General features: G+C 40.4%; 20 protein-coding genes. 10 read left to right on the top strand and 10 right to left on the bottom strand.

The features are described from left to right. Positions 1–39: 39 nt before the first annotated feature. The 9 genes from AABS66_RS07005 to AABS66_RS07045 all read right to left on the bottom strand — a co-directional run bounded on the left by AABS66_RS07005 (position 40) and on the right by AABS66_RS07045 (position 8,994). The gene (locus AABS66_RS07005) at positions 40–1,143 is read right to left on the bottom strand and encodes a fatty acid desaturase family protein (RefSeq protein WP_272539337.1); all 1,104 of its coding nucleotides are present in this window, start codon (positions 1,141–1,143) and stop codon (positions 40–42) included. After that, on the bottom strand, positions 1,133–2,257 hold the full coding sequence (locus AABS66_RS07010) for a sterol desaturase family protein (protein ID WP_349415539.1): 1,125 nt from the start codon (positions 2,255–2,257) through the stop codon (positions 1,133–1,135). Before AABS66_RS07010 ends, AABS66_RS07005 begins: the two co-directional genes overlap by 11 nt. After that, positions 2,254–2,865 carry a phosphatase PAP2 family protein gene (locus tag AABS66_RS07015; RefSeq protein ID WP_206083418.1) on the bottom strand — a complete coding sequence of 204 codons (612 nt, stop codon included), beginning with the start codon at positions 2,863–2,865 and terminating at the stop codon, positions 2,254–2,256. Before AABS66_RS07015 ends, AABS66_RS07010 begins: the two co-directional genes overlap by 4 nt. Then, positions 2,862–4,127, bottom strand: a complete 1,266-nt coding sequence (locus tag AABS66_RS07020; RefSeq protein ID WP_206083797.1) for a F390 synthetase-related protein — start codon at positions 4,125–4,127, stop codon at positions 2,862–2,864. The genes AABS66_RS07015 and AABS66_RS07020 overlap by 4 nt, the downstream gene beginning before the upstream one ends. A gap of 8 nt (positions 4,128–4,135) precedes the next feature. Continuing rightward, positions 4,136–4,939, bottom strand: a complete 804-nt coding sequence (locus AABS66_RS07025) for an MBL fold metallo-hydrolase (protein ID WP_206083419.1) — start codon at positions 4,937–4,939, stop codon at positions 4,136–4,138. After that, positions 4,939–5,940 (bottom strand): NAD-dependent epimerase/dehydratase family protein, encoded by a 1,002-nt coding sequence (locus AABS66_RS07030; protein ID WP_206083420.1) that lies wholly within the window; start codon positions 5,938–5,940, stop codon positions 4,939–4,941. The genes AABS66_RS07025 and AABS66_RS07030 overlap by 1 nt, the downstream gene beginning before the upstream one ends. After that, entirely contained in the window at positions 5,937–6,935 is a 999-nt protein-coding gene (locus AABS66_RS07035; RefSeq protein ID WP_206083421.1) for a 3-oxoacyl-[acyl-carrier-protein] synthase III C-terminal domain-containing protein, read from the bottom strand. The genes AABS66_RS07030 and AABS66_RS07035 overlap by 4 nt, the downstream gene beginning before the upstream one ends. Before the next feature lie 97 nt (positions 6,936–7,032). Continuing rightward, positions 7,033–7,917 carry a LysR family transcriptional regulator gene (locus AABS66_RS07040; protein ID WP_206083422.1) on the bottom strand — a complete coding sequence of 295 codons (885 nt, stop codon included), beginning with the start codon at positions 7,915–7,917 and terminating at the stop codon, positions 7,033–7,035. Between the two features lie 87 nt (positions 7,918–8,004). Next, the gene (locus AABS66_RS07045) at positions 8,005–8,994 is read right to left on the bottom strand and encodes a nitrilase family protein (RefSeq protein ID WP_206083423.1); all 990 of its coding nucleotides are present in this window, start codon (positions 8,992–8,994) and stop codon (positions 8,005–8,007) included. 1,279 nt (positions 8,995–10,273) lie between these two features. Between AABS66_RS07045 and AABS66_RS07050 the strand changes: the two genes are divergently transcribed. The 6 genes from AABS66_RS07050 (at position 10,274) to AABS66_RS07075 (ending at position 16,126) form a co-directional block, all read left to right on the top strand. Beyond that, the gene (locus AABS66_RS07050) at positions 10,274–10,510 is read left to right on the top strand and encodes a helix-turn-helix domain-containing protein (protein WP_206083424.1); all 237 of its coding nucleotides are present in this window, start codon (positions 10,274–10,276) and stop codon (positions 10,508–10,510) included. A gap of 199 nt (positions 10,511–10,709) precedes the next feature. After that, positions 10,710–11,267 (top strand): fimbrial protein, encoded by a 558-nt coding sequence (locus AABS66_RS07055; protein WP_206083425.1) that lies wholly within the window; start codon positions 10,710–10,712, stop codon positions 11,265–11,267. Between the two features lie 83 nt (positions 11,268–11,350). Then, on the top strand, positions 11,351–13,846 hold the full coding sequence (locus AABS66_RS07060; RefSeq protein ID WP_430224719.1) for a fimbria/pilus outer membrane usher protein: 2,496 nt from the start codon (positions 11,351–11,353) through the stop codon (positions 13,844–13,846). A gap of 10 nt (positions 13,847–13,856) precedes the next feature. Next, a complete protein-coding gene (locus tag AABS66_RS07065; RefSeq protein ID WP_206083427.1) occupies positions 13,857–14,585 on the top strand; it encodes a fimbrial biogenesis chaperone in 729 nt (242 codons plus the stop codon). 43 nt (positions 14,586–14,628) lie between these two features. After that, entirely contained in the window at positions 14,629–15,147 is a 519-nt protein-coding gene (locus AABS66_RS07070; RefSeq protein ID WP_206083428.1) for a fimbrial protein, read from the top strand. A 13-nt stretch (positions 15,148–15,160) separates the two neighbouring features. After that, positions 15,161–16,126: a fimbrial protein gene (locus AABS66_RS07075; protein WP_206083429.1), complete on the top strand. Its 966-nt coding sequence runs from the start codon at positions 15,161–15,163 to the stop codon at positions 16,124–16,126. Positions 16,127–16,241: 115 nt separating this feature from the next. Here AABS66_RS07075 and AABS66_RS07080 read toward each other — a convergent pair whose 3' ends face one another. Then, positions 16,242–17,888: a fumarate hydratase gene (locus AABS66_RS07080; protein ID WP_206083430.1), complete on the bottom strand. Its 1,647-nt coding sequence runs from the start codon at positions 17,886–17,888 to the stop codon at positions 16,242–16,244. Positions 17,889–18,878: 990 nt separating this feature from the next. Between AABS66_RS07080 and potA the strand changes: the two genes are divergently transcribed. From potA to potD, 4 genes are all read left to right on the top strand, one after another. Continuing rightward, the gene (gene potA, locus AABS66_RS07085) at positions 18,879–19,988 is read left to right on the top strand and encodes a spermidine/putrescine ABC transporter ATP-binding protein PotA (protein WP_206083431.1); all 1,110 of its coding nucleotides are present in this window, start codon (positions 18,879–18,881) and stop codon (positions 19,986–19,988) included. Next, complete coding sequence (gene potB, locus AABS66_RS07090) at positions 19,975–20,838, top strand: spermidine/putrescine ABC transporter permease PotB (RefSeq protein WP_206083432.1); 864 nt, start codon at positions 19,975–19,977, stop codon at positions 20,836–20,838. The genes potA and potB overlap by 14 nt, the downstream gene beginning before the upstream one ends. Further along, complete coding sequence (potC, locus tag AABS66_RS07095; RefSeq protein WP_206083433.1) at positions 20,835–21,620, top strand: spermidine/putrescine ABC transporter permease PotC; 786 nt, start codon at positions 20,835–20,837, stop codon at positions 21,618–21,620. The genes potB and potC overlap by 4 nt, the downstream gene beginning before the upstream one ends. A 164-nt stretch (positions 21,621–21,784) precedes the next feature. After that, positions 21,785–22,834, top strand: a complete 1,050-nt coding sequence (gene potD / locus AABS66_RS07100; protein WP_206083434.1) for a spermidine/putrescine ABC transporter substrate-binding protein PotD — start codon at positions 21,785–21,787, stop codon at positions 22,832–22,834. Positions 22,835–22,893: the final 59 nt, after the last annotated feature.

Consider the following 22,893-nt stretch of genomic DNA (forward strand, 5'->3'; position numbering starts at 1 on the left):
TAGCCCTTCGTAACGCACTGAGTTTTATGCTCTGAAAACTCAGTGCTCATCGAGCTGTTTGCCTGACCCCATCTCTTTTAAGAAACGCTGCTGATACACAAACAATTCTTTGGCACTAATACAGTGGTAATCCATTGAAAACTGCTTTGCGGTTTGCTCAATAATTTTTGCCAAAGCAGGGTAATGGCGATGATTCCAGTTGGGAAATAAGTGGTGAGTCAGATGAAGGTTTAGCCCGCCTAGCCAATAGGTTAGCCAGCGTGGTGTGGTTTGCCAGTCATAAGTGGTTGAAAATGTGTGGGTATAAAAACCATGAGGCATGTTTCCTTCTTTAGGCGGGGTATAGAAGGTGGCTTTTGCCCAATGGGTGCCGAGTATTAGTACAACAAATATTAATGATGCAAACATTTGGCTGAGTACGTAGGTCAAGAGCAGCGTGCCAAGGCTGATATCGTGCAAAACGATTGCGGGGATCACAATGGCCATCACCAAATGCAGTAATTTTGCCATGATAAACGCCAATATACCTTGCTGCCCTTGATGACGCATATGGGGCGCTACGCGGGTAAAGTGAAACCTGTCCATCCAATCAAAAAACCAAATGAGTGCAGGGAATGTCATTGCTGCAATCAATGGCCAATACAGGTGTTGGGCTCGCATAAAAGGATACCAACGTTGGTAAGGGGTTTGGCGTAAAACAAAATTCTCTTCAATATCCAAATCGTAATGGCGAATATTGGTATGAGCATGGTGAAAAATAATATGCCGCACGCGCCAACACTCAGGGTCTAAGCCAAGGGGAATGGTGATCCAAAAGTTGAGCCAATAATTGGCTTTGGCGTGTTTAAAAATCGCATTGTGTGAGGCGTCGTGTACTAAATTAATGGCCAATAATAAAGCGAAGCAGACAAAACAGGGGTAAAAAACAAAAAAGGCCCAAGGTGTATCGAGTAACAGTGCCGCAAAATAACTGCCTAAACAGCACAATACCAACACGGCGCTTTTGGCATAAAAACGTCCGTCAGCAAATCGATGATCGGCATTATCATGCAAATATTGTTTAGCCGCTTTATTCAAGGCTTTTTGGAAGTCTTGATCATGGCGGTGCTGGTAACTGAGTGGCCTAAGCGGTTTAAGCGACATTCGCCACCACTATCGGTTTTCGGCCAAACCCAACTAACATCAATAAGCTGTGCAACCACAACGCACTGGTAAAAATGACCCAGAAGGCTGTCGTCCATTTCCAAATAAATACCACACAAATCAGTAGTAAGCAGGCGATAAAAAACCAGCTCATTAACCCTGATTTTCGCCCATCAGAAATCCCTGATAATGCCACGGTTCCTAGTGCCAAAAGCACAAATAAAACGACTTGTTGCAGCGTAGTGCCTTGGTAGCCATAACCGTAAAGGTAGACATAGCCGATAACTAGGGAGAATAAGAGTAATGTTCCCATTACTAAGGCAACTTGGTTTACGCGAAATAGCGGCGTTGGTTTTTGTGCGGGTTTACTGGCACGTTTAATCATCCGCCAGAAAGGTAAGTTACTGTCAATAAATGGGTTTTCAGAGGCTGGAGTACCTTTAATACCAAAATGATGTTCAGTTTCAGGGAGTTTGGCAAACGTACCGAACAGCTTATCCCAAAAAATAAAGCTTCCTGCAAAGTTGCGATTGGAATAATGCCCTTCTTTGACGTGATGAACGCGGTGGTGCTGCGGCGTCACCATAAATTTCTCTAACCAACCCAAGCGCGGGATCAGGGCGCTGTGGTTAAAGAACTGAATGGTATAGTGCAAAATCGACACAGTAAGGAAAACCTCAAGCGGAATGCCCATTAACGCTAATAACATAAAGAAGGGGATTGATGTGAGAGATGAATACCACGAATTTCTCACCCCTAACGACAAGTTATAATGCTCCCCTTGATGATGCACAACGTGTACTGCCCAGAGTATTCTATAAGTATGGTGCAATCGGTGGAGCCAATAGAAGCCGAAGTCCCACGCTAAGATTGTAAAAACCCAAACTAAAACTGTTGGCCAGTTTTCAACAAGGTTGAAAGAGTAGTGAGTGACCACAAACCCATAGCAAAAAATCTCTAACCCTCTAAATAACCATAACATAATATGGCCAGAGTTCAGGTTGAACACCAATTCTTGCCAGCTTACCGTACCCTTTTGTGTTTTGGCGATCACTAAGCCTTCTGCGACGACGATCGCTAACATAAAAATAATGGGAAAGGTTAATTCATTCATGAGCGTTTTCTCTCTAAGCGGTATTTTGCAGCGTGGACAACCCACAGCGCGCAACAAGCCGTTACTGCTCCAGTGACAACATCAATAAACAAGTGGCGTTTTAACACCAATACGGACACGCAGATAGCGGCGGCCCATAAACAATAAGTTAATGTGCGAAATTTATATTTTACTGACCATAATGCATTCAGTACCACAAGAGTCAATGAGACATGTAGAGAAGGTAATAAATTTTGTGGGCTATCGATATCGATCAATGCCGATAATGCATGACCAGAAAATGTTGTTAAATCATATTCATGGTACAGCATCGTGGTGGGATACAGTAAATAAACTGCGCCAGAAACCAACGCACACAATTGCATGGCGAACATTAATAAACGGGCGCGCTCAATGGGGCTGCAAAAATAGCCTAGTGGAATAAATAAAAAGAACGACAGATAAAACCAAACTGCATGTGGGGAGAATGGCACGATGTTATCAACGGCACTTGGGCTTAAGATATTGGCATTCTCAACAATTTGCCCTGTGTAGTTGTACACAATGCCAACGGTTCCCCAGCCAATCAAACAATAGGTTAAGCGCTGGAATAAGACGTTGCTTGTCATTGCGGTTCCTTGCGGGTAATGCGGCGTTTTTTGATGGAAAGTGATTGTTCAATAGGTTTAGCTAATAATTCCCAATGTAACTGCTGAATATCCACGCGTTGACTGGCTAAGTAATTTTCCAGTTGTTGATGGCAATGAGCAAGTTCTTCTTCACTGCACTCGGCTTGCAAGCATAAATGGTAACCTTGTTGGGTAAGCCGAAAATCCGCAGTGAGGGGTAAATTATTCACGATGACTCTCGCACAAGGATCGGCAAAAATTGTGGTCATATTACCTTGTTGATCAGTCAGTTGCAGTAAGTCATCACAACGTCCTTCAATACGTTCAATGGCAAGTTCTGGAGAGCCACAAGGGCACGGCGCTTGTTTGACCACCAATACATCATCAAGCTGATAACGCACAATCGGCTGTGTTTGGCGGGTAAAATCGGTGATTATCGGCGAAAACCGTGTTTCATCTAACCAATTAGGTTCAATATGCAGGAAAGACTCATTTAAGTGCAGCGTGCCATGTGAGCAGGTACAACCCAGAAAGCCTTCTGTGGCTTGGTATACCTCGCCCACTTGTGGAAAACAGCGCTTAAGCTTCTCTTTGTCTTGTTGTTCAAGAACTTCTGCCACTGAAATCACTTTGTGGGTGGTTAGCTGGATTTGCTGGTGGATAATGGCATCAGCAATGGCACACAACACTTGTGCAGGTGCGACAATAATTGAGGGTTGATAGGCTTCAAGGGCGGACAGTTGCTGCTGAAAATCCGCAAACAGGTCGTAAAACCGTAAGGATATCCAGCGGTTATTCACGCTTTCATACAAATTATTGTTGGCACGTAAAAAGAGGGCAACTCGCTCACCGTGGAATAGTCCCTTGGGCAACATTTTAGCTAACATGCTGCCAGACCAGATACTTTGTTCCTGTGGGCTCACCACGAATATGCCGCGCCGCCCTGATGTACCAGAAGATAACCCAACGCTATAACGGCCAACTTTTGGGGCAAAATCACGCGATTGCTCACTTTTCTGTGCACATTCGAGAAGCATTTGGCTTAAGAGGCCAGCGGTATTCATTTGGTCAAAATTTTCCATCATGATGGATTTGTTCATAATAGGAAATTCATGTAGAGGGCGGTCGATATAGGCACGAAAATAAGGGCTTTTTGCCAGTATTTTGTGTTTAAATTGAGCCAAACGCTTTTGCTGGTAAGCCTCTAAATCTGTGCGGTTTTTGAATGACAAACGGCGTGCTCGCCAATAGTGCCAAAGCATCGACAATATCACTGTAAATCACCTTCATGGCAGAGCTGAATAACAATATTTTGCTTATCAATTTCATGCAATTTATTCAGTGTTTCATAATACGCTTGTTTGTCATCCATGATGATATTAGCGATAGCCATCGGGCCCCGTAGTTCACGGTAATTGGTGGGCGACCATGCCGCATCCCCTGCAAGCAGCACCCATCCTGCCTCCGTTAACACGCATAAGCCAATATGGCCTGCTGCGTGCCCTGGGAGTGGCACAATTAATAAGGTTTTTGACTTATTCACAGCAAAGCCTTCACCGAGTATTTGTAATTCACAGGGGAGGGCAACACGTTCAAAGCCTTCATAAAATACGGTTCGCTGTTCAAAGTCATCAGGTAATAAGCCGCGAACAAACGCACTTTTCAGGGCGGCAAAGCCCGTTAATGGACGTGTTTTTGCCCAACCATCACCAGAACAAATAATTGGCATCTCGGGAAAATCGCGCAGCCCTGCGATATGGTCACCGTGGAAATGGGATAAAATCACACCATTAATGTCCTTCGGTTTAAGTCCGTCGCTTGCCAGTTGATTGACTAACGCATCTTTGCTTTCGAAATAAACAGGAGTTACCGTACGATAGAACCGCATGATGCCTTTGCGTGTATGATCATAAAAATGGGTGGCATATCCCGTATCAAATAACCAACGCTGATTTTCGTCTTCAATCAACCATGCACGGGCAGGGAATTTGCAAGACTTAAAACTGGCACCTTTTAGGGCCACACAGCCTGGATGTGTGCAGTACCCAACTTCATATTGGTGAATGGTTAACATCAATTCTCCTGCTGTTTTAGCCAGTTAGCGGTTAAATGAATTCCTTGCTCCATGGAATATAACGGGTAATAACCTAGTTCTTGTTGGGCTTTTTGGTTATCAAGCGTCATGGTGAAATAAGCTGCACCGAGGCTATAACGGGTGAGAAGCGGCTCTTTTCCAGTGAGATGGCTGATGCCCTCAAGTAACACAGCAATGCTATATAACAGGGGATAAGGTGCGGAACGAATTTCACACTCGAGTTGAAGCTCATGGAAAAGTTGCTGCAATGTGTGTTTTAGTGCTTGCGGCTGTTGGTTGGTAATATTATAGGTTGCGCCGCTTTGTAACGCGTCTTTATGCGTAGCCAGTTGCATGCTGTGAACCACATTCCCCACATAGGTTAAGTCAAAATGGTTATTTCCCCCGTTAGGAAGTACTAACTTACCCTGACGAGATTTGATTTGTGCCAATAGCCTCGGCAGTAGCACGCGGTCATGAGGGCCAAACAACCCACGAGGCCGCAATAGGGTATAGCGGGTATTGGGATACTGCTTAACACATTGCTGAATAGCTGTTTCCGCTAAATATTTTGTTCTCGCATATTGATTGGCGAAATGAGTATTCTGGGTGGTTTCTGTAATATCACGTTGATGGGTGAAATTGAAATAAATGGCGGGGGTCGAAATATGAATAAAACGTGCTATTCCTAGCTCGCCAGCTGCGGTGGCTAATGTGTGAGTCGCATGAAAATTAACACTTTCAAAATGTTGGCGCTTGCCCCATGGTGAAGAGAGTGCCGCACAGTGCCAAATGGCATCACAGCCAGTCATCATCTCTTTCGCTTCTTGCAAAGAGAGCTTTGCCAGTTCACAAGGGGCAAACTCAGCACCCATTGTGATTAACTGTTCTCCTGCTTGTGGATTTCGCCCGCAAGCGACAACGTCAAAACCTCGCCCCAGTAAGTACTCACTAGCATTTCGGCCAAGCCCACTTGTGGCACCTGTGACTAAGATTTTCATGGCACTAATACCATGGCACACAGCGCTAAACCTGCGGCAGTACCAATTAACATCACATGTTGTTTTTCATAAAAACGGTCTGTGATAATCGCTTCGTGCAGTGCCGATGGAATCGATGCTGCAACTTGGTTACCTCGATGGCGATAGATATCAATGAGCTGATCGGATGTCACGCCAACACGTTGACGCATGTGTTCTAACGATAAATGGCTCGCTTGGTGGGGCACGACAGTATCAATTTGTTCGAGTTGTAAGTTTGACTCGGTGAAGACCCGCTGCATAAATTCTTCAATTAAGGCAGATGCCATGCGGAAAAGTTTTTTACCTTGCATATGAAACAGGAAATCATCCTCAGTCATTCCTGAACGTGGGTTTTTCCGTGTTCCACCTGCGCGAATTTCACAAAAATCAATCCCGTCAGTGTGTGTAGTGTGAGTGTAAGAAAGAATGCCACTGGTGCCATCCCCTTTTTCAACAATCACACACGCTGCACCATCACCAAAAATGAGCGATGATTCCTTATCTTGCCAGTCGATGCCCCGTGAGGCTATGTCAGCAGAGACAATGGCTATTCGTTGGTATTGGCTTGTTGCTAACATGCCCGCAGCCACTTGTAGCGCAGTAATAAAGCTAATGCAACTGGAGTTGATATCAAAGCAGGCAATACCATCATTTAAATTTGATTGTTCAAGGATGTGGGCAGCAGAGCAAGGTAATGCCTGAACAGGGATCGCTGAGGCGTTAATCAGCATATCAATACTTTGTGGTGATAACTGATTATGCTGTAATGCATTTGCAATGGCCTGTGCAGCCAACTGTGCTTGTGAATCAGTATTATTTGCATGATAGCGATATTCGATACCTGAATGTTTCTCCACAAACCCTTTTGTTTTATTGAATTTTTCATCGAGCATAGAGGAGTAAATTTTGTTTTCAGGCAAAGCAACGCCAGACGCGATGATTTTAAGTGGAGCAATTGACCTATTAGCGGACATATATAAAGTGCCTATCTAACCAAGATAACAACAATAAATATCAGAGTTCATTTATTTAATATATAGGAATTACGGAGTTCTTCTTATTGCCTATCGCTCACGGGGTTTCATGCATTTCATCAATCAAAGTGCGGAAAGTGCGTTGCCATGCTTTGGGTAATGAAGCCTGCCAAACGACATCGATTTGCCAATTTGCTGCCTCACAGTGGTGAAGAGGAATAAAGTGGATATCTTCTTGTGCAATATATTTTGCACTGTAAGGAATAAGGCTAACGCCCACTTTGGCGGCAACCAATGCAATAAGCGTTTGTATATCGCTGGCCTCTTGTAAGGGAGAGATATGTAACTCTTCCGATTGCAGGTAACGCTGAATCTGTTGGTAAAGGCCAAGGCCGCGCTCTGCACGTAACATAAGCAATGGATATTGTGTTAAATAATCCCGTATCGAATTATGTTGTGCGTATTCGCGTGATATAGCGAGGGCTAAAACTTCCGTTTTTAAGGGTTGGCTAATAATATTTGTTATTGAACCATGGGAGACACGGCGAGTGAATGCAATATCTAATTGATGAGTAAGAAGATTCTCTCTCATTATATGTGATGGCATATCGTCCAACACAATGGCAACGCTAGGTAGTTTCTCCCGTAAGTGAGCAACAAATAAAGAGGCCTCTTGAAAAGATGAGATCCCAAAACCGACATTCAAAACTTTAGGGGGCTCTTCCTTGATCGTCAATGCTTGATTCAATAATTCTTGTACGTGGTTCAGGACTAATTTTGCATGGGGTAGCAATGTAAGGCCATGCTCTGTCAGCATTGCGCCGTGGCGGCCTCGTTCAAATAGCCGTAAATTGAGTTGCTCTTCTAATAACTTAATTTGCTTTGTTAATGCAGGCTGGCTTATGCATAAGCGTGTTGAGGCTTCTTTGAAATTTTTTGTATCCGCAAGAGTAATAAAGGCGCGAAGAAGTCGGGTATCCATATTTACCTCTTACAGAAAATGATAAACGCTATAGTATCTATATAATGAATAAACCACTATAGCATTCGCTATTTTACAGGGACTGATTTATTTTTTGATAAAAGGTGTTGCTTGAGATGCGAAACGAACCTGATGAATATCTGTTTCGTAACCCATTGTAGTATTAAGAATTGTGTAGAGTTCGGGACGTCGTCCCATTAACCAACGTCTCCCATTGGAGTTGGGGAGTAAGTTAAGGTCTAAATCAGCGATGACCATGTCATTTTCAGTGGCAGTCGTTTCTTGAATAATGCGGCCATAAGGGTCGATTATCATCGCATTTCCTGTTCGAACTTCGTCGTCGTCACGGCCAACGCCATTACTAAACAGGTAAAAAACACCGTTATCATGGGCGCGTGAAGGTAGCCAGCGTAATAACCAGTTTCGACCATTTTCCCCTTGAAATGCATCGATCAGTGCTTGTCGGTCTTGTTCTCTGTTTTCCCATAAATGCAGTGGTATGCGCTTCATACCATACGGGCTACTGGAGTTTGTTCCACCCGTTTGATGAGGTGCAAGGATAATATCAGCGCCAAGTAATGCAGTAGCTCTCGGGTTTTCAATCAGATTATTATCCCAACAAATCAATATGCCGACTTTGACACCCCAGGGGGTGTCAAACACCGTGTAGTTATCACCGCTTTGAATAACTGGATGCTCAAAGGCATGCAGTTTTCGGTGCGCATATAACTGCCCGTCAGGCATGCAAGCGACCCAGGTATTATAACATTTACCATTGAGGCCTTTTTCAATGAATCCAACGCCAATAAGCATATCTAATTCGATGGCACGTTGGCGAATAGGGGCTAATGAAGGGCTGTCATGCAAGATTTCACTGAGTGCATAAACGTCTTCATCAGACAGTTTTGGGACATGCCAATACCCAGTAATACACATTTCAGGGAATATGAGCATTCTGACCTTTTTTTGTGCAGCTTGCGTAATGAAGTTGTGGATACAGGCTAAGTTGTAGTCTTTATTGCCTGCTTGGTGTTGGAATTGCACCGTTGCAGCGCGAAGTAATGGTTGTCTATTCATCAATATCTCCTTTATTAGCAAAATAAAAACACGTTATTTTGAAAAAAAATAATGAGTTATTTTTCATTTTAATAACCATTGGTTATCGAAATAGAAAAACTAGTCGAATATCGATGATTTAAATTGAGTGAAAAAGTTGAAATGCATTATATTCTTCGAAAAAAAATCTCTTATTAGGTGGAATATTCTTATATAATCTGCAGGGATAAAAAATAACTTATTGATTAGCATTTAGTTATTTAACTAAAAAGCCGTAAAAGGGCTTAATTAGCACTAAAAAAGTACTCTATTCTTGTGATTAAGCGCTTAATTTCCGTCTAGACTGAGCTGGTGAATATTGTTGTTACTAGATCATCGAAGTTTTTTTACCTAAAACAGGGTGATTAACTAAGTATAAATACCTGTTTTACACTTTTTCCGTGAGCTAATTACTCAATTATTATGTTTTATTTTTGTTACTAGAAAAAAAACGTCTAATTTCATTAATAATATTTATCACTTGGTTACAATTTGTAGCAAATGTAACTATATGTTAAATAAAAGGTATTTTAGTCGCTTGGTGTGACCACTTTACTTAAAATGGCATTATTTAATGATATCGTTAACACTCCTGCTTAAGGGCGCGATAATTTGCTAGATTTACGTATTTAAAATGAGTTACCTTCTCTTAAATCAATTTTCTTATATCTCGTACTCGTTTAATGAGTTAATGAGATTTCCTGTATATTTAATTTTAAAAAACCATAAAAATTAAAATACCATTGAGAGTGGTATTTTTGATATAAACTAAAATAATGTAAATTAAAAATTAATTTACCTATTTTTTATGTAAAAAAGCTTATTAATCAAGATGTCTATTTTGAATAGTAAATATTTAATCACTAAGTTAAATAATCTAAAATAAACCTGTATTTATCTAAGTTACCATTGTTAATGGTAATCTATATTTACTTAAAATAAATCAAAAGGTTAGTTGTTGTTTTTCTAATTATTCTATATTAAAAAATTTAACTTTATTGAGTTGTTTTTCATTGGTCACTATTTAAATTTGAAATACTCTAATATTGATAGGTTTCTCTGGCTTTAATCTATTTTATTGATCGTTATAAACAGTTTTACTTTTATATCTTCAAATTTATAATTAACTCAAATTTCGTGTTTTAATTGATTTGCAATATTTTAATTTGCATTTCAAAAGATAAATTTTTATGTTCTAAAGGTTTTTGATCTGTAATATAGTTTAGCCGTTTAATATTTTAAGTTTGTTGGGCTATAGTTGATGATAAATGTAAATCGTATTGTAGGTAGAGAAATAAGAAAAAGAAGAAAGCATTTAGGTCTTTCTGGCATTGAGCTTGCAAATCTTGTTGGTGTAAGTCAGCAGCAGATCTCACGCTATGAAAGAGGGGAGTGCAACATTAATATCGAAAATTTGCATGTATTAGCTAGTGCTCTAGAAACAGAGATGATTTGTTTTTTTATTGACGATGTGTTCTTAAATAAAGAAAGTAATTAACTAAGAAAGTTAAGGATATTCTCATATCCAATATAAAAATAATATAAAAATAAATTCAATTAAATAAAACTAATTTATTCCTTAATTAGAGGGATAAATGTTATTTTTACTATATCCTCAGCAAAAAAATATCAACTTAATAATTGTTTTAATTATTAAGTGATTGGTACATCTGTCGTCTTTTTATAGGAAAATATAAATGAAATTAACTAAAATTGCATTAGCTACAATTATCGCTTCTTCGTTTGGTATTGCTAATGCAGCACCTGTAGACCAAGGAAGTGGTATCATCAACTTCACTGGTAAAGTTATCAATGCACCTTGTTCAATCCCAGGTGATGGTACAATTAACGTTGACCTTGGCCAAGTTGCTAATAAAGTATTAGAAACTGGTAATAAATTTAGCCAAAGCGTTCAATATAATATTCAATTAGAAAACTGTGATTTAGGTGAAGTTAAAGATGCTTCAGACACAGTTATTTTCCCTGCAGTTAGCAAAGTTAAAGTGACTTTCACTGGTACGCCAGATACAACGGCAAAAGAACTGTTAGCAAATACAGGTACTTCTAAAGGTGTTGGTGTTCGTCTGATTAATGCTGATGGCGCAACAATGAAAGTGGGTGACACAAGTGTTGAATTGCCATTAGCTGACGGCCCTAACAAATTAGCATTTAGTGCACGTGTTGAAGCAAATGGTAACAAAGTAGAAACTGGTAGCATCATTTCTCAAGCGACTTACGCTTTAAATTACCTCTAATCTATACCTTAAATAACAGGCATATTTTTGCCTGTTATTTTCCCTTTTTATTTTGATTTTTTATCTTTTTGACAGGGAACATCATGTCTTTATTGCCTCAGTTTAAAATGAATAAAATATTATTTTCTATTGTATTGGCATTTTCTTTTTCAGGAATGTCCAATGCAGTCGAATTTAATATGAATATTATTGATGCAAAGGACAGAGACAATATTGATTTAAGTCAGTTTTCAAATCCTGATTTTATCCCTGCTGGTGAATATCTTACGGATATTACACTGAATGGTAGGAAATTAGCGGGTCAACATCTAATTAAATTTATTGAAGAGAATAAAGATAATTCAACACTCTGTGTTACACCAGAGATGGTCACTCTTTTTGCATTAAAAAAGAAAGTTCAGGAAGAACTTCTGCAAAATAATAATAACCAGTGTGTTGAACTATCTAAAAAGCTAGATATTCACTATCGATTTGATAAAGAGAACCAGAATATCTTATTTTCTATTCCTCAAGCTTGGTTAGAATATGATGATCCGTACTGGGTTCCGCCGTCCCAATGGGAAAATGGAATCGCAGGCGCATTTCTCGACTACAACCTGTTTTTAAATTACACCTCCCCTAAAAACACCAGTGAAACATTTAGCGGTAGCAGTAATGGTACGGCTGGCGTGAACTTAGGTGCTTGGCGTTTCCGTGCAGACTATCAGTATCAATATAATCGTTCTCAAGGAAAAACGAATGAACGATTTGATTGGACTCAGCTTTATGCATTTCGTGCATTACCTGAAATGGGCGCAAAAGTTTTACTTGGGGAGTCTTATTTAAAAACAGATTTGTTTGATAGTTTCCGTTTTATTGGGGCATCTCTCTTTAGTGATAATCGTATGCTCCCTCCTTCATTGCGTGGTTATGCACCACAGGTGACGGGTATTGCTAAAACCAATGCCATGGTGATTATTTCACAAAATGGGCGTGTCATTAAACAAGCTAAAGTGGCACCCGGTCCCTTTAATATTCAAGATATTACGGAAGCAGTACAAGGTACGTTAGATGTGACCATTGAGGAAGAGGATGGCTCAAAAACGACTTATCAAGTGACGGCGGCATCATTGCCATTTTTAACGCGCCAAGGGCAGCTTCTTTATAAATTGACGATGGGGCAGTCGGATCCGTTTGGGCGTTCTCAGAAAGTCGAGCCACGGTTTATTGCGGGTGAATTATCTTATGGGTTATTTGGCAATACCTCCATTTTTGGCGGGTTAATTGCCACTGTCGATAATAATAATTATCAAGCCGTCAACTTGGGTATTGGACAAAACATGAATGTGTTTGGGGCAATATCGCTGGATATTACGCGTACCCATGCAAATTTAGATCATTTTGGTTCTTATTCAGGAAACAGTTATCGTCTGAATTATTCGAAACGTTTCGAATCCACCAACTCACAAGTCACTTTTGCGGGCTACAAATTCTCTGAAAAAGAATTCCTAACCATGCCGCAATATATTGATGCTGCTAATGGTGTTCTTGATTTTAGGCGTGATAAAAACGTGTATACCGCTTCTTTTAACCAATACATTAGCCCATTGGATTTAACGGTTTACTTTAATGCCTCACACCATCAGTTTTGGAGCAGTGAGTCGACAACAAACTTTGGAATGAGCCTGAGTAAACTGTTTAGTGTTGGGCAGCTTAAAAATATTTCAGGAACATTGTCTCTCAATAAAATTAAATACGAAGAAACCGATGACAATCAAATTTATCTGTCATTTTCAATTCCGTTAGAAAATGGTGGATCAGTGAGCTATGACGCCCAATACGCAGATAATGATCATAACTTTGGGCAATCTGTCGCCTATTACAGCCCAAATGAGCAAAATAATTACTGGAGTATGCGAGTAGGTGGCGATCAGCATGAACTCGGGCGTGCAGAACCGAATATTAGTGGTAGCTATCAACGCTCTTCCCCATATGGCGTATTAAATGTTAACGCAACGGAAAATGTGAATTCTTATCGCGCCTTTGGTGGGAGCTGGTATGGCTCTATGACAGCCACTAAATATGGTGCTGCGATGCACCGTAATGGCACAAACAATGAACCGCGCGTCATGATTGATAGCGATAACGTTGCGGGTATTTCTATTGATAATGGCGAGTCCGTCACCAACCGCTTCGGTATCGGTGTTGCAACAAGTTTGAACAGTTTTTCAAACTCGGATGTGTACATTGATATGAATACGTTGCCCGATGATGTTGATGTGAATGACAACATTATTGGGAAAACATTAACTGAAGGCTCAATTGGTTATCAAAAAATAAAAGCGAACCAAGGGAAACGTATTTTAGCTGTGATCCGTTTGAGTAACGGTAATTATCCACCTCTGGGGACGAGTGTCATCGAAGTGAATACCTCTAGGGAAGTTGGCATTATCGCAGACAGTGGTGTCGCTTATTTGACTGGGATAGACCCAGATGAAAGTTACATTGTTAAGTGGGCAAGTGGTACAAATCAATGTCGCTTGAACTTACCGAATATGACTGAAAAGAATCAAGGTAAAGTCTTGATCCCTTGCCAATAAGGAATGATGTATGAGTAAAAAGTATGCAGTTGTCTTTGGGTTTTCATTAATCTTTGCTGGCATGCAAGTCGCCTCTGCGGCAATTAATATTGATCGCACCCGTATTATTTTTCCAGGCAAAGATAAATCGATTAGCTTAGTGATTAATAACCAAAGTAAAACAATGCCGTATTTGGCGCAATCATGGATGGAAGATGCGAAGGGGAACAAAGTCTCAGAGCCTTTTACTGTTTTGCCACCTATGCAACGTGTTGAGCCGAATGCAAAAAACCAAATTAAAATTATTAAGACTGAAGGGATTGATACATTGCCTCAGGATAGGGAGTCGCTGTTTTACCTGAATGTGCGTGAAATCCCTCCTGTTTCAGATAAAGAAAATGTGGTGCAAATTGCGATTCAGAGCCGTTTAAAAATGTTTTATCGGCCACCTCAAATTGAAAATAACAGCGATAAAGTGTGGGCGAAAGAACTGAAGTTTACGCATTCTGGTAGTCAGTTGCTCATTGAAAATCCAACGAAATACTACGTCACGTTGGGTTATTTAAGTCACAACAATAAGAATAACTTTCCAGGTTTTGAGAGTGTCATGGTAGCGCCATTATCAAAAGAAAGTGTTTCTGTACCAAGTGCAAGTTTTAGCCAACTTTACGCGGGATATATGGATGACTACGGCGGAATGAAAATGTTGACGTATCAGTGTGCGGCATCGATATGCCAGCTGTCAAAAGAAAGCCAATAGGATTTTAGAGATGAGAAATTATTGCTTTTCAATAGGTTTTTTCATGCTATCCCTGTTTGGGAGTCATGCATACGCAGACAGCAGCATGATGCGAGGCGACCTCAATTTTACCGGTAATGTCGTGGCTTTGCCTTGTAAAATCACGCTTTCCTCGATGGATCAAAATATTGAATTAGGCCCAATTTCTCTTAATTATTTCAATGAGATCGGGGATAGAAGCCCTAAACATGAGATCAAATTGAAATTTGATGACTGCATTTTCCCAAAGCGGGATCGTGATGACCGGGATCCTGTCGTTAGGATCATGTTCATTTCAGAACCCACAGCGAGTACTGACCGTAATTTATTTGGTGGTAAAACAATTTTAAATGGTTATGGCATTCGTTTGCTGGATAAGCAGGGCAATACAATCCCAAATGGTGAATATCGAAATTACCCAGTTTATTTCGATGATAATCAACAGATTGTGATTTATTCCATGTTGGAAAGCTATCTTTCAAGAAGTGAATTAACAGTGGGTAATATTAAAACGCAAATTACCTTAAATATTACCTATATATAAAGGTGTATAAATTATGATACACAAGTTTATTAAGCAGTATGGGTTCTACTTTTTATTCTTATTTGTTTTTATCAGCCCAAAGACATTTGCATTGGATTGTGTTGAAAAAGGGACGGGGGTTGTGATTAAACCACCTGTTCCTGTAGGGCAACTTGCTATACCAGCGGATACCCCTGAGGGAACGATTATTTGGCAATCAGACCCACTGACCGTTACGGTATATTGCGATAACGTATTGGGAAACATGGTTGACGTTGTTCATATGTATTTTAACCCGACATCACAAAAGTTAGGGACAGGTTTGTTACTTGGAGCGAACTATCAAGGTGAACAACTTGAACACGACCAGCAAAAAGTCAGTTTAGGCACACCACCGATTAGCGGTAAGCAAAATGTCACCGTGACGGTGACGTTTACTTTATACATCAAAGTGACAGGAGTGGTTCCACCATCAGGCAACTATTTGGGTGATAACCAATTTACCGTTTTCCAATTTGATGGAAGTGGGGGGATTAATACCACTCCAGGGGCTAAAAACTTACGCTATTCTATTTCAGGGCTTCAAGGGATCCGCTTTTTAAAATGTGGCGCTGATATCAAGGTTTTTCCTGAATCTCAGCAAATTGACTTTGGCCAATTGATGATCACAGAGCTTAATCAAGGTAAAGAGTTTAAAAAGGATTTTCAGGTTCAAGCGGTAAAAAGAGGGTGCTTGGATAATTTCTCCATGAATATCAATTTTGAAACCACGGATCCACTTAATGGTGAGTATGCAATTGATTTGAAAAATGGTATGAACCTTGTGATCAAGGACGATAAAAACAGCGACATTAAGTTTAATTACTTCCAGTTTTTCGGTAGTTTACCGCAAGGAAGTACATCAGTAACTCGTGATTACAGTGCGACGGTAAAGAAAACGGGCACAGTAAAAACAGGTGGCTTTCAAGCATCTACGATAGTTCGTATTAATTATTATTGATAGAACTAGGGAATAAAAAAGAGCAGGCAATATGCCAGCTCTTTTATTTTACATTGCTTATTGGCGACACTAACTAACTTCAGCTAGCGTATTCCGTTGGTACAGTGCAATGGCGCTATTTTATGCATTTTTGGCAATTTGTATTCTGAACTTGCTCAAAGAAGTTATTTCCCTTGTCATCAACAAGGATAAAAGCAGGTAAACCTTCAACTTCCATTTTCCAAATCGCTTCCATACCTAATTCTGGATACTCTAAGCAATTCAAACTCTTAACATATTCTTGCGCTAAGATTGCCGCCGAACCCCCGATGCTACCTAAATAGAAACCACCGTGTTTTTTACACGCGTCAGTAACGGCTTGAGTACGGTTCCCTTTTGCGAGCATTAACATACTACCACCATGGGATTGGAACAGATCAACGTAAGGGTCCATACGGTTACCCGTTGTTGGGCCTAATGAGCCAGATACCATGTCTTCAGGTTTCTTGGCAGGTCCTGCGTAATACACCATATGGTCTTTGAAGTATTGCGGTAACTCTTCGCCGTTATCTAAACGTTCTTTGAGCTTGGTGTGCGCAATATCACGCGCGATGATCAGTGGGCCACTGAGAGAAACACGGGTCGATACAGGGTGTTTACTCAATTCCGCCAAAATATCTTTCATTGGACGGTTAAGGTCGATATGAACCACTTTTCCTTCAGTTTGGGTACGCATTGATTCAGGGATATATTGCGCTGGATTATGTTCCATTTTTTCTAGCCATAGGCCGTCTTTGGTTATTTTTGCCTTGATATTACGGTCTGCTGAGCAAGAAATGGCTAAACCGATCGGGCAAGATGCACCATGGCGAGGTAAACGTACAACGCGGACATCGTGAGCAAAGTATTTACCGCCAAACTGTGCACCAAAACCAAGATGACGAGAGGCTTCTAATAACTCATTTTCTAGCTCAATATCACGGAATGCACGGCCATATTCATTACCTGTTGTCGGCAAATTATCATAGTATTTTGCAGAGGCCAGTTTTGCTGTTTTTAGCGTTGTTTCCGCTGAAGTTCCACCAATAACAAAAGCAATATGATAAGGCGGGCAAGCCGTTGTTCCCAGATTGCGCATTTTTTCAATTAAGAAATTTTTTAGCTTAGCTGGGGTTAAGGTTGCTTTTGTTTCTTGATAAAGCGCGGATTTATTAGCAGAACCGCCACCTTTATTGACGAACAGGAAGTGGTATTCATCACCTGTGGTCGCAAAGATATCAAACTGTGCGGGCAGATTAGTGCCAGTATTCACTTCGTTAAACATATCTAGCGGGGCATTTTGAGAAAAACGTAGGTTTTCGTGTTGGAAGACGTTATAAATTCCACGAGAGAGATACTCTTCGTCATCGCAATCCGTCCAAACTTGCTGGCCTTTTTTCCCAACCACCGCAACGGTTCCTGTATCTTGGCAGTTTGGTAAAATACCTTTTGCGGAAATTTCAGCGTTACGTAGCAACTGCAGTGCAACATATTTGTCATTTTCGCTAGCTTCTGGATCATGCAAGATAGCCGCAACTTGCTTCTGGTGTGCGGCTCTTAGGAAGAATTGCGATTCATAAATTGCCCGTTCAGCAAGCAGTGTTAATGCTTCGGGGTCAACTTTTAAAATGGGTTTCCCTGCGAATTGCTCGACGGAAACATATTTATCAGAAACATGGGTATATTCAGTTTTATCCTCAGATAGCGGATAAGGTTCTTGATAAAAAAACTCTTTATTAGCCATTTTGCTCACTCACATATTAATTTCAGTGGAATATCCAAAAAATAATCACCCGTAGGCTTGTGCTTATTCTTTAATAAATTCAGTACAAAGGAACAAAGTAAAATTTATAAGTGTAATTATGAAACAAAAATCACAAAAGAAATCACGAAAAGAAACAATTTAGGCTGAAATTATACCAATTTGGCCATTATATTCAAAGGGATGCGGTTGATAATATGATGTTGGTTAAAGTTATCGAGATAAAAACCACTTCACGATAAAAATTAGATATAAATCACATAAAATTATATTTAATGATGTTTTTCTCTTTATCATTGTAATTATGAATTATTAGTTTTTAAGTATTTCATTAGGATAAATTACATTTCCAGTTGTTTTAGTAAGTTTAAACGATTCAGTTTTTGATAATTCTATTTTAATCAGTGGGATATTTTATGAGTTTGTAGCAAGATATATTCCTCATATCTTAATTTAAGAAATAATTAAATTTTAAATGAATTTAATTATTCATCTATTAGCGACTAACTTTGTGAATTGTAAGGTATTTAGCTTAAGGGAGGAACTTAGATGTATAAGGGAAACCTATAGATAACGGCATAGTAACAATATATATCGCTATGTTGCTTATTTTTATCAAAAAACAGTTTTATTTATTGTGAATTCATAATGAAAGGCAAACGAAGTGTCGAAAATGGCTTTCAATTTATAAAAACTGTGTTTATCATGCAGGGCTCAATGAATTTGAAAAATGGCGCTACTGGTTTTGGGCTTTGCTGGGGAAAATTATTTACTCAAAATAATTCCAGTGATATGTAGGCCGCAAATGATGGCATCTCGATGAGCATACATAAGTATGTGGTTCGAATGGCAGCGTGAAGCGAGCACCCATATCACTTGAGGTATGAAGAGAGTAAACCTCCGACAAGCTTATACAGTCTTTAACGGTGGCGGTTCTATCTGCATTATTCCTAGGGATAGAGTGTATTATAAATGACTGAGACAACCTCTCTGACACCACTCGTCGAATTAAAATCTTTAAATAAAGGTTTTGATGGCAAACAAATTATTTCTGAACTTGACTTAACCATTCAGAACGGTGAGTTTTTGACCATTCTGGGGCCTTCTGGTTGCGGTAAAACGACGGTTTTACGTCTTATTGCTGGGCTGGAAGATGTCGATGATGGTCAAATTATTCTTGATGGTCAAGATATTACGGATATTCCAGCGGAACAACGTTTCGTGAATACCGTGTTCCAAAGCTATGCTCTTTTTCCTCATATGACGGTTTATGACAACGTCGCTTTTGGCTTACGTATGCAAAAAACGCCTGCAGCCGATATTCAAAAGCGCGTTGATCAGGCACTGCGTATGGTGCAATTGGAAGATTTTGCGCAGCGAAGGCCGAATCAACTCTCTGGCGGGCAGCAGCAGCGTGTGGCAATCGCCCGTGCCGTGGTGAATCGCCCAAAAGTCTTATTACTGGATGAATCATTGTCTGCGCTGGATTACAAACTGCGTAAGCAAATGCAGAATGAGCTAAAAGCCCTTCAGCGGAAACTGGGAATTACCTTTATTTTTGTTACCCACGACCAAGAAGAAGCCTTAGCAATGTCTGACAGGATCATCGTCATGCGTGAAGGGAAAATTGAGCAAGATGGTACACCTCGTGAAATTTATGAGGAGCCTAAAAACCTATTTGTTGCTCAGTTTATCGGTGAAATTAATATTTTTGATGCGAAAGTGTTGTATCGCATTGATGAAAAACGTATTCGTGCCAATGTTGAAGGCCATGAGTGCGATATTTTCACTGAGCTCTCAGTCAAAGAAGGGCAGCATCTTAATGTACTTTTGCGCCCTGAAGACTTACGTGTTGAAGAAGTGAATGATGCAGAAAATCATCCAGGGCTGATTGGTTACGTGCGTGAACGTAATTATAAAGGCATGACTTTGGACTCTGTGGTTGAGATGGAAGACGGCAAAATTGTCATGGTGAGCGAATTCTTTAATGAAGACGACCCCGATGTTGACCACTCCTTGAATCAAAAAGTTGCTGTAACTTGGGTGGAAAGCTGGGAGGTCGTGCTGGATGATCATTCGTAAACACAAGATCCTGCAAAATGTGATCATCACTGGGATTGTCGCTTGGCTGGTCTTGTTCGTTTTCTTGCCAAATGTCATGATCATCGGAGCCAGTTTTCTAACACGCAGTGATACCAATCTAGTGGATCTGATCTTCACATGGGATAACTACATCCGTTTATCCGATCCCATGTACGCAGAAGTGATGCTGCATTCACTGAATATGGCCTTGATCGCGACATTCTTTTGCCTTGTGATCGGCTATCCATTTGCATTTATTTTGGCGAAATTACCCAAACGCATCCAGCCACTTATGTTGTTTTTGTTGATTGTTCCGTTTTGGACGAATTCGCTGATCCGTATTTATGGTTTGAAAGTTTTTTTGAGCACCAAAGGCTATCTGAATGATTTTTTGCTGTGGATTGGGATTATTGATAAACCGATTCGTTTAATGTACACCCCAGAAGCGGTTGTGCTTGGGCTTATTTATATCTTATTACCTTTTATGGTGATGCCGCTGTATTCGAGTATTGAGAAATTGGATAAGTCATATTTAGAAGCAGCTAGGGACCTCGGCGCTAATAAATTTCAGACCTTTGTGAAAATCATCATTCCATTAACGATGCCAGGTATTATTGCAGGGTGTTTATTGGTTTTATTGCCTGCGATGGGGCTGTTTTATGTCGCCGATTTAATGGGCGGCGCGAAAAACCTCCTAATTGGTAACGTGATAAAAAGCCAGTTCCTCAATATTCGTGATTGGCCATTTGGTGCCGCAACCAGTATCTTCCTGACGGTGATGATGGGGCTGTTGCTGTATGTGTATTACCGAGCGGCTAAGCTTTTGAATAAAAAGGCGTATGAAGAATGATCGGGCGTACTTTGCGGGGTGGCTTTATGGCCATCGTCTATGCGTATCTTTATATTCCAATCATCATTTTGATTGTTAACTCCTTCAATGAATCGCGTTTTGGTATTCAGTGGCAGGGTTTCTCAACAAAATGGTATGAACTTTTAAGTAATAACGACAGCTTATTAGAAGCGGCGGGGCACTCATTAACCATGGCGGTGTTATCCGCCACATTTGCCACTGTGATTGGCACATTAACGGCGGTTGCGCTATTTCGTTACCGTTTTCGCGGCAAGCCCTTTGTGGGGGGAATGTTGTTTGTGGTGATGATGTCCCCCGATATCGTGATGGCAATATCGTTATTAGTGCTGTTTATGATTTTGGGCGTTTCATTGGGTTTTTGGTCGTTGCTGTTTTCGCACATTACCTTCTGTCTGCCTTTTGTAGTGGTAACGGTATATGCGAGGTTAAAAGACTTCGATGTAAAAATGCTGGAAGCCGCGCGGGATCTCGGAGCGGGTGAATTTACTATTTTACGTAAAATTATTCTGCCATTGGCGCTCCCTGCGATAGTTGCGGGTTGGCTGCTTAGCTTCACATTATCGATGGATGATGTAGTTGTGTCGTCGTTTGTGACGGGGCCAAGTTATGAAATTTTACCGTTAAAAATCTACTCAATGGTCAAAGTGGGCGTCTCCCCCGAAGTGAATGCGCTGGCAACGGTACTACTGATTATGTCGCTGGTACTTGTTTGCTTAAGCCAATGGGTAATGCGGGATAAATACGGTAAAAAAACGCAGTAACAAATGACAGGATGGCACGGCACTCTTGTTTTGTCGTGCTTTTTAAATGCCATAAGGCGAGAGGGTGGGCTCCAATTGAGCCTATAAGATATCACCCCTAAATCATTCAAGTTACAGCTTGATGCAGGCAGGGATAAAAACACGTTGTTGAGGGAAACTCAGTCATGAAAAAATGGTCCTATCTACTGGCAGCAGGCTTAATGGCTGCAAGTATTGGCACGGCGACTGCCGCTGACGATAACAAAGACGTACTGTATTTCTATAACTGGACAGAATATGTTCCCCCTGGTTTATTAGAGCAATTTACCAAAGAAACGGGCATCAAGGTGATTTACTCCACCTATGAATCCAACGAAAGCATGTACACTAAATTGAAGACCTATAAAGATGGGGCTTATGATTTAGTTGTACCATCCACTTACTTTATTGCGAAAATGAGTAAAGAGGGGATGCTGCAAAAGATTGATCAAAGTAAATTAACCAACTTTAAAAACCTCGATCCAAATTTAATCCACAAAGAATTTGACCCAAATAATGACTATTCTGTGCCTTATATTTGGGGCGCAACAGGTATTGGCATTAATGGTGAAGCCGTTGACCCAAGCTCTGTCACATCATGGGCAGATTTTTGGAAGCCTGAATATAAAAATAGCCTATTGATGATGGATGATGCACGGGAAGTATTCCAAGTCGCATTAAACAAACTGGGTTATTCAGGCAATACCACTGACCCGAAAGAAATTGAAGAAGCCTATCAAGAGCTGCAAAAATTGCGCCCGAATATCTTAGCCTTTAACTCGGATAACCCTGCCACACCGTTTATTGAAGGGGAAGTAGATGTAGGGATGTTATGGAATGGTTCCGCATTTGTCGCAAGGCAAGCAGGCTTACCGATTGAGGTGGTGTGGCCAAAAGAAGGCGGTATCTTCTGGATGGATAGTTTAGCTATTCCTGCCAATGCGAAAAATGTTGAAGGGGCTCATAAACTGATTAACTTCTTATTACGCCCTGAAATTGCGGCACAAGTTGCTGAATCAATTGGCTATCCAACCCCTAATTTAGCCGCTAAAAAGATGTTACCTGCAGAAATTGCTAACGACCCATCTCTTTACCCAAGTGAAGAGGTATTGAAAAAAGGCGAGTGGCAAAGCGATGTTGGGAATACCAATATTCTGTACGAAGAGTATTTCCAAAAGCTAAAAGCTGGCCGTTAATGGTTTAATAAATAAAAGGCGCAATTTTATGCGCCTTTTTTGTTTCAATAAGTTGTGTA

It is taken from the genome of Providencia sp. SP181, assembly GCF_050446505.1.
In the GTDB taxonomy this organism is placed as follows: domain Bacteria; phylum Pseudomonadota; class Gammaproteobacteria; order Enterobacterales; family Enterobacteriaceae; genus Providencia; species Providencia vermicola.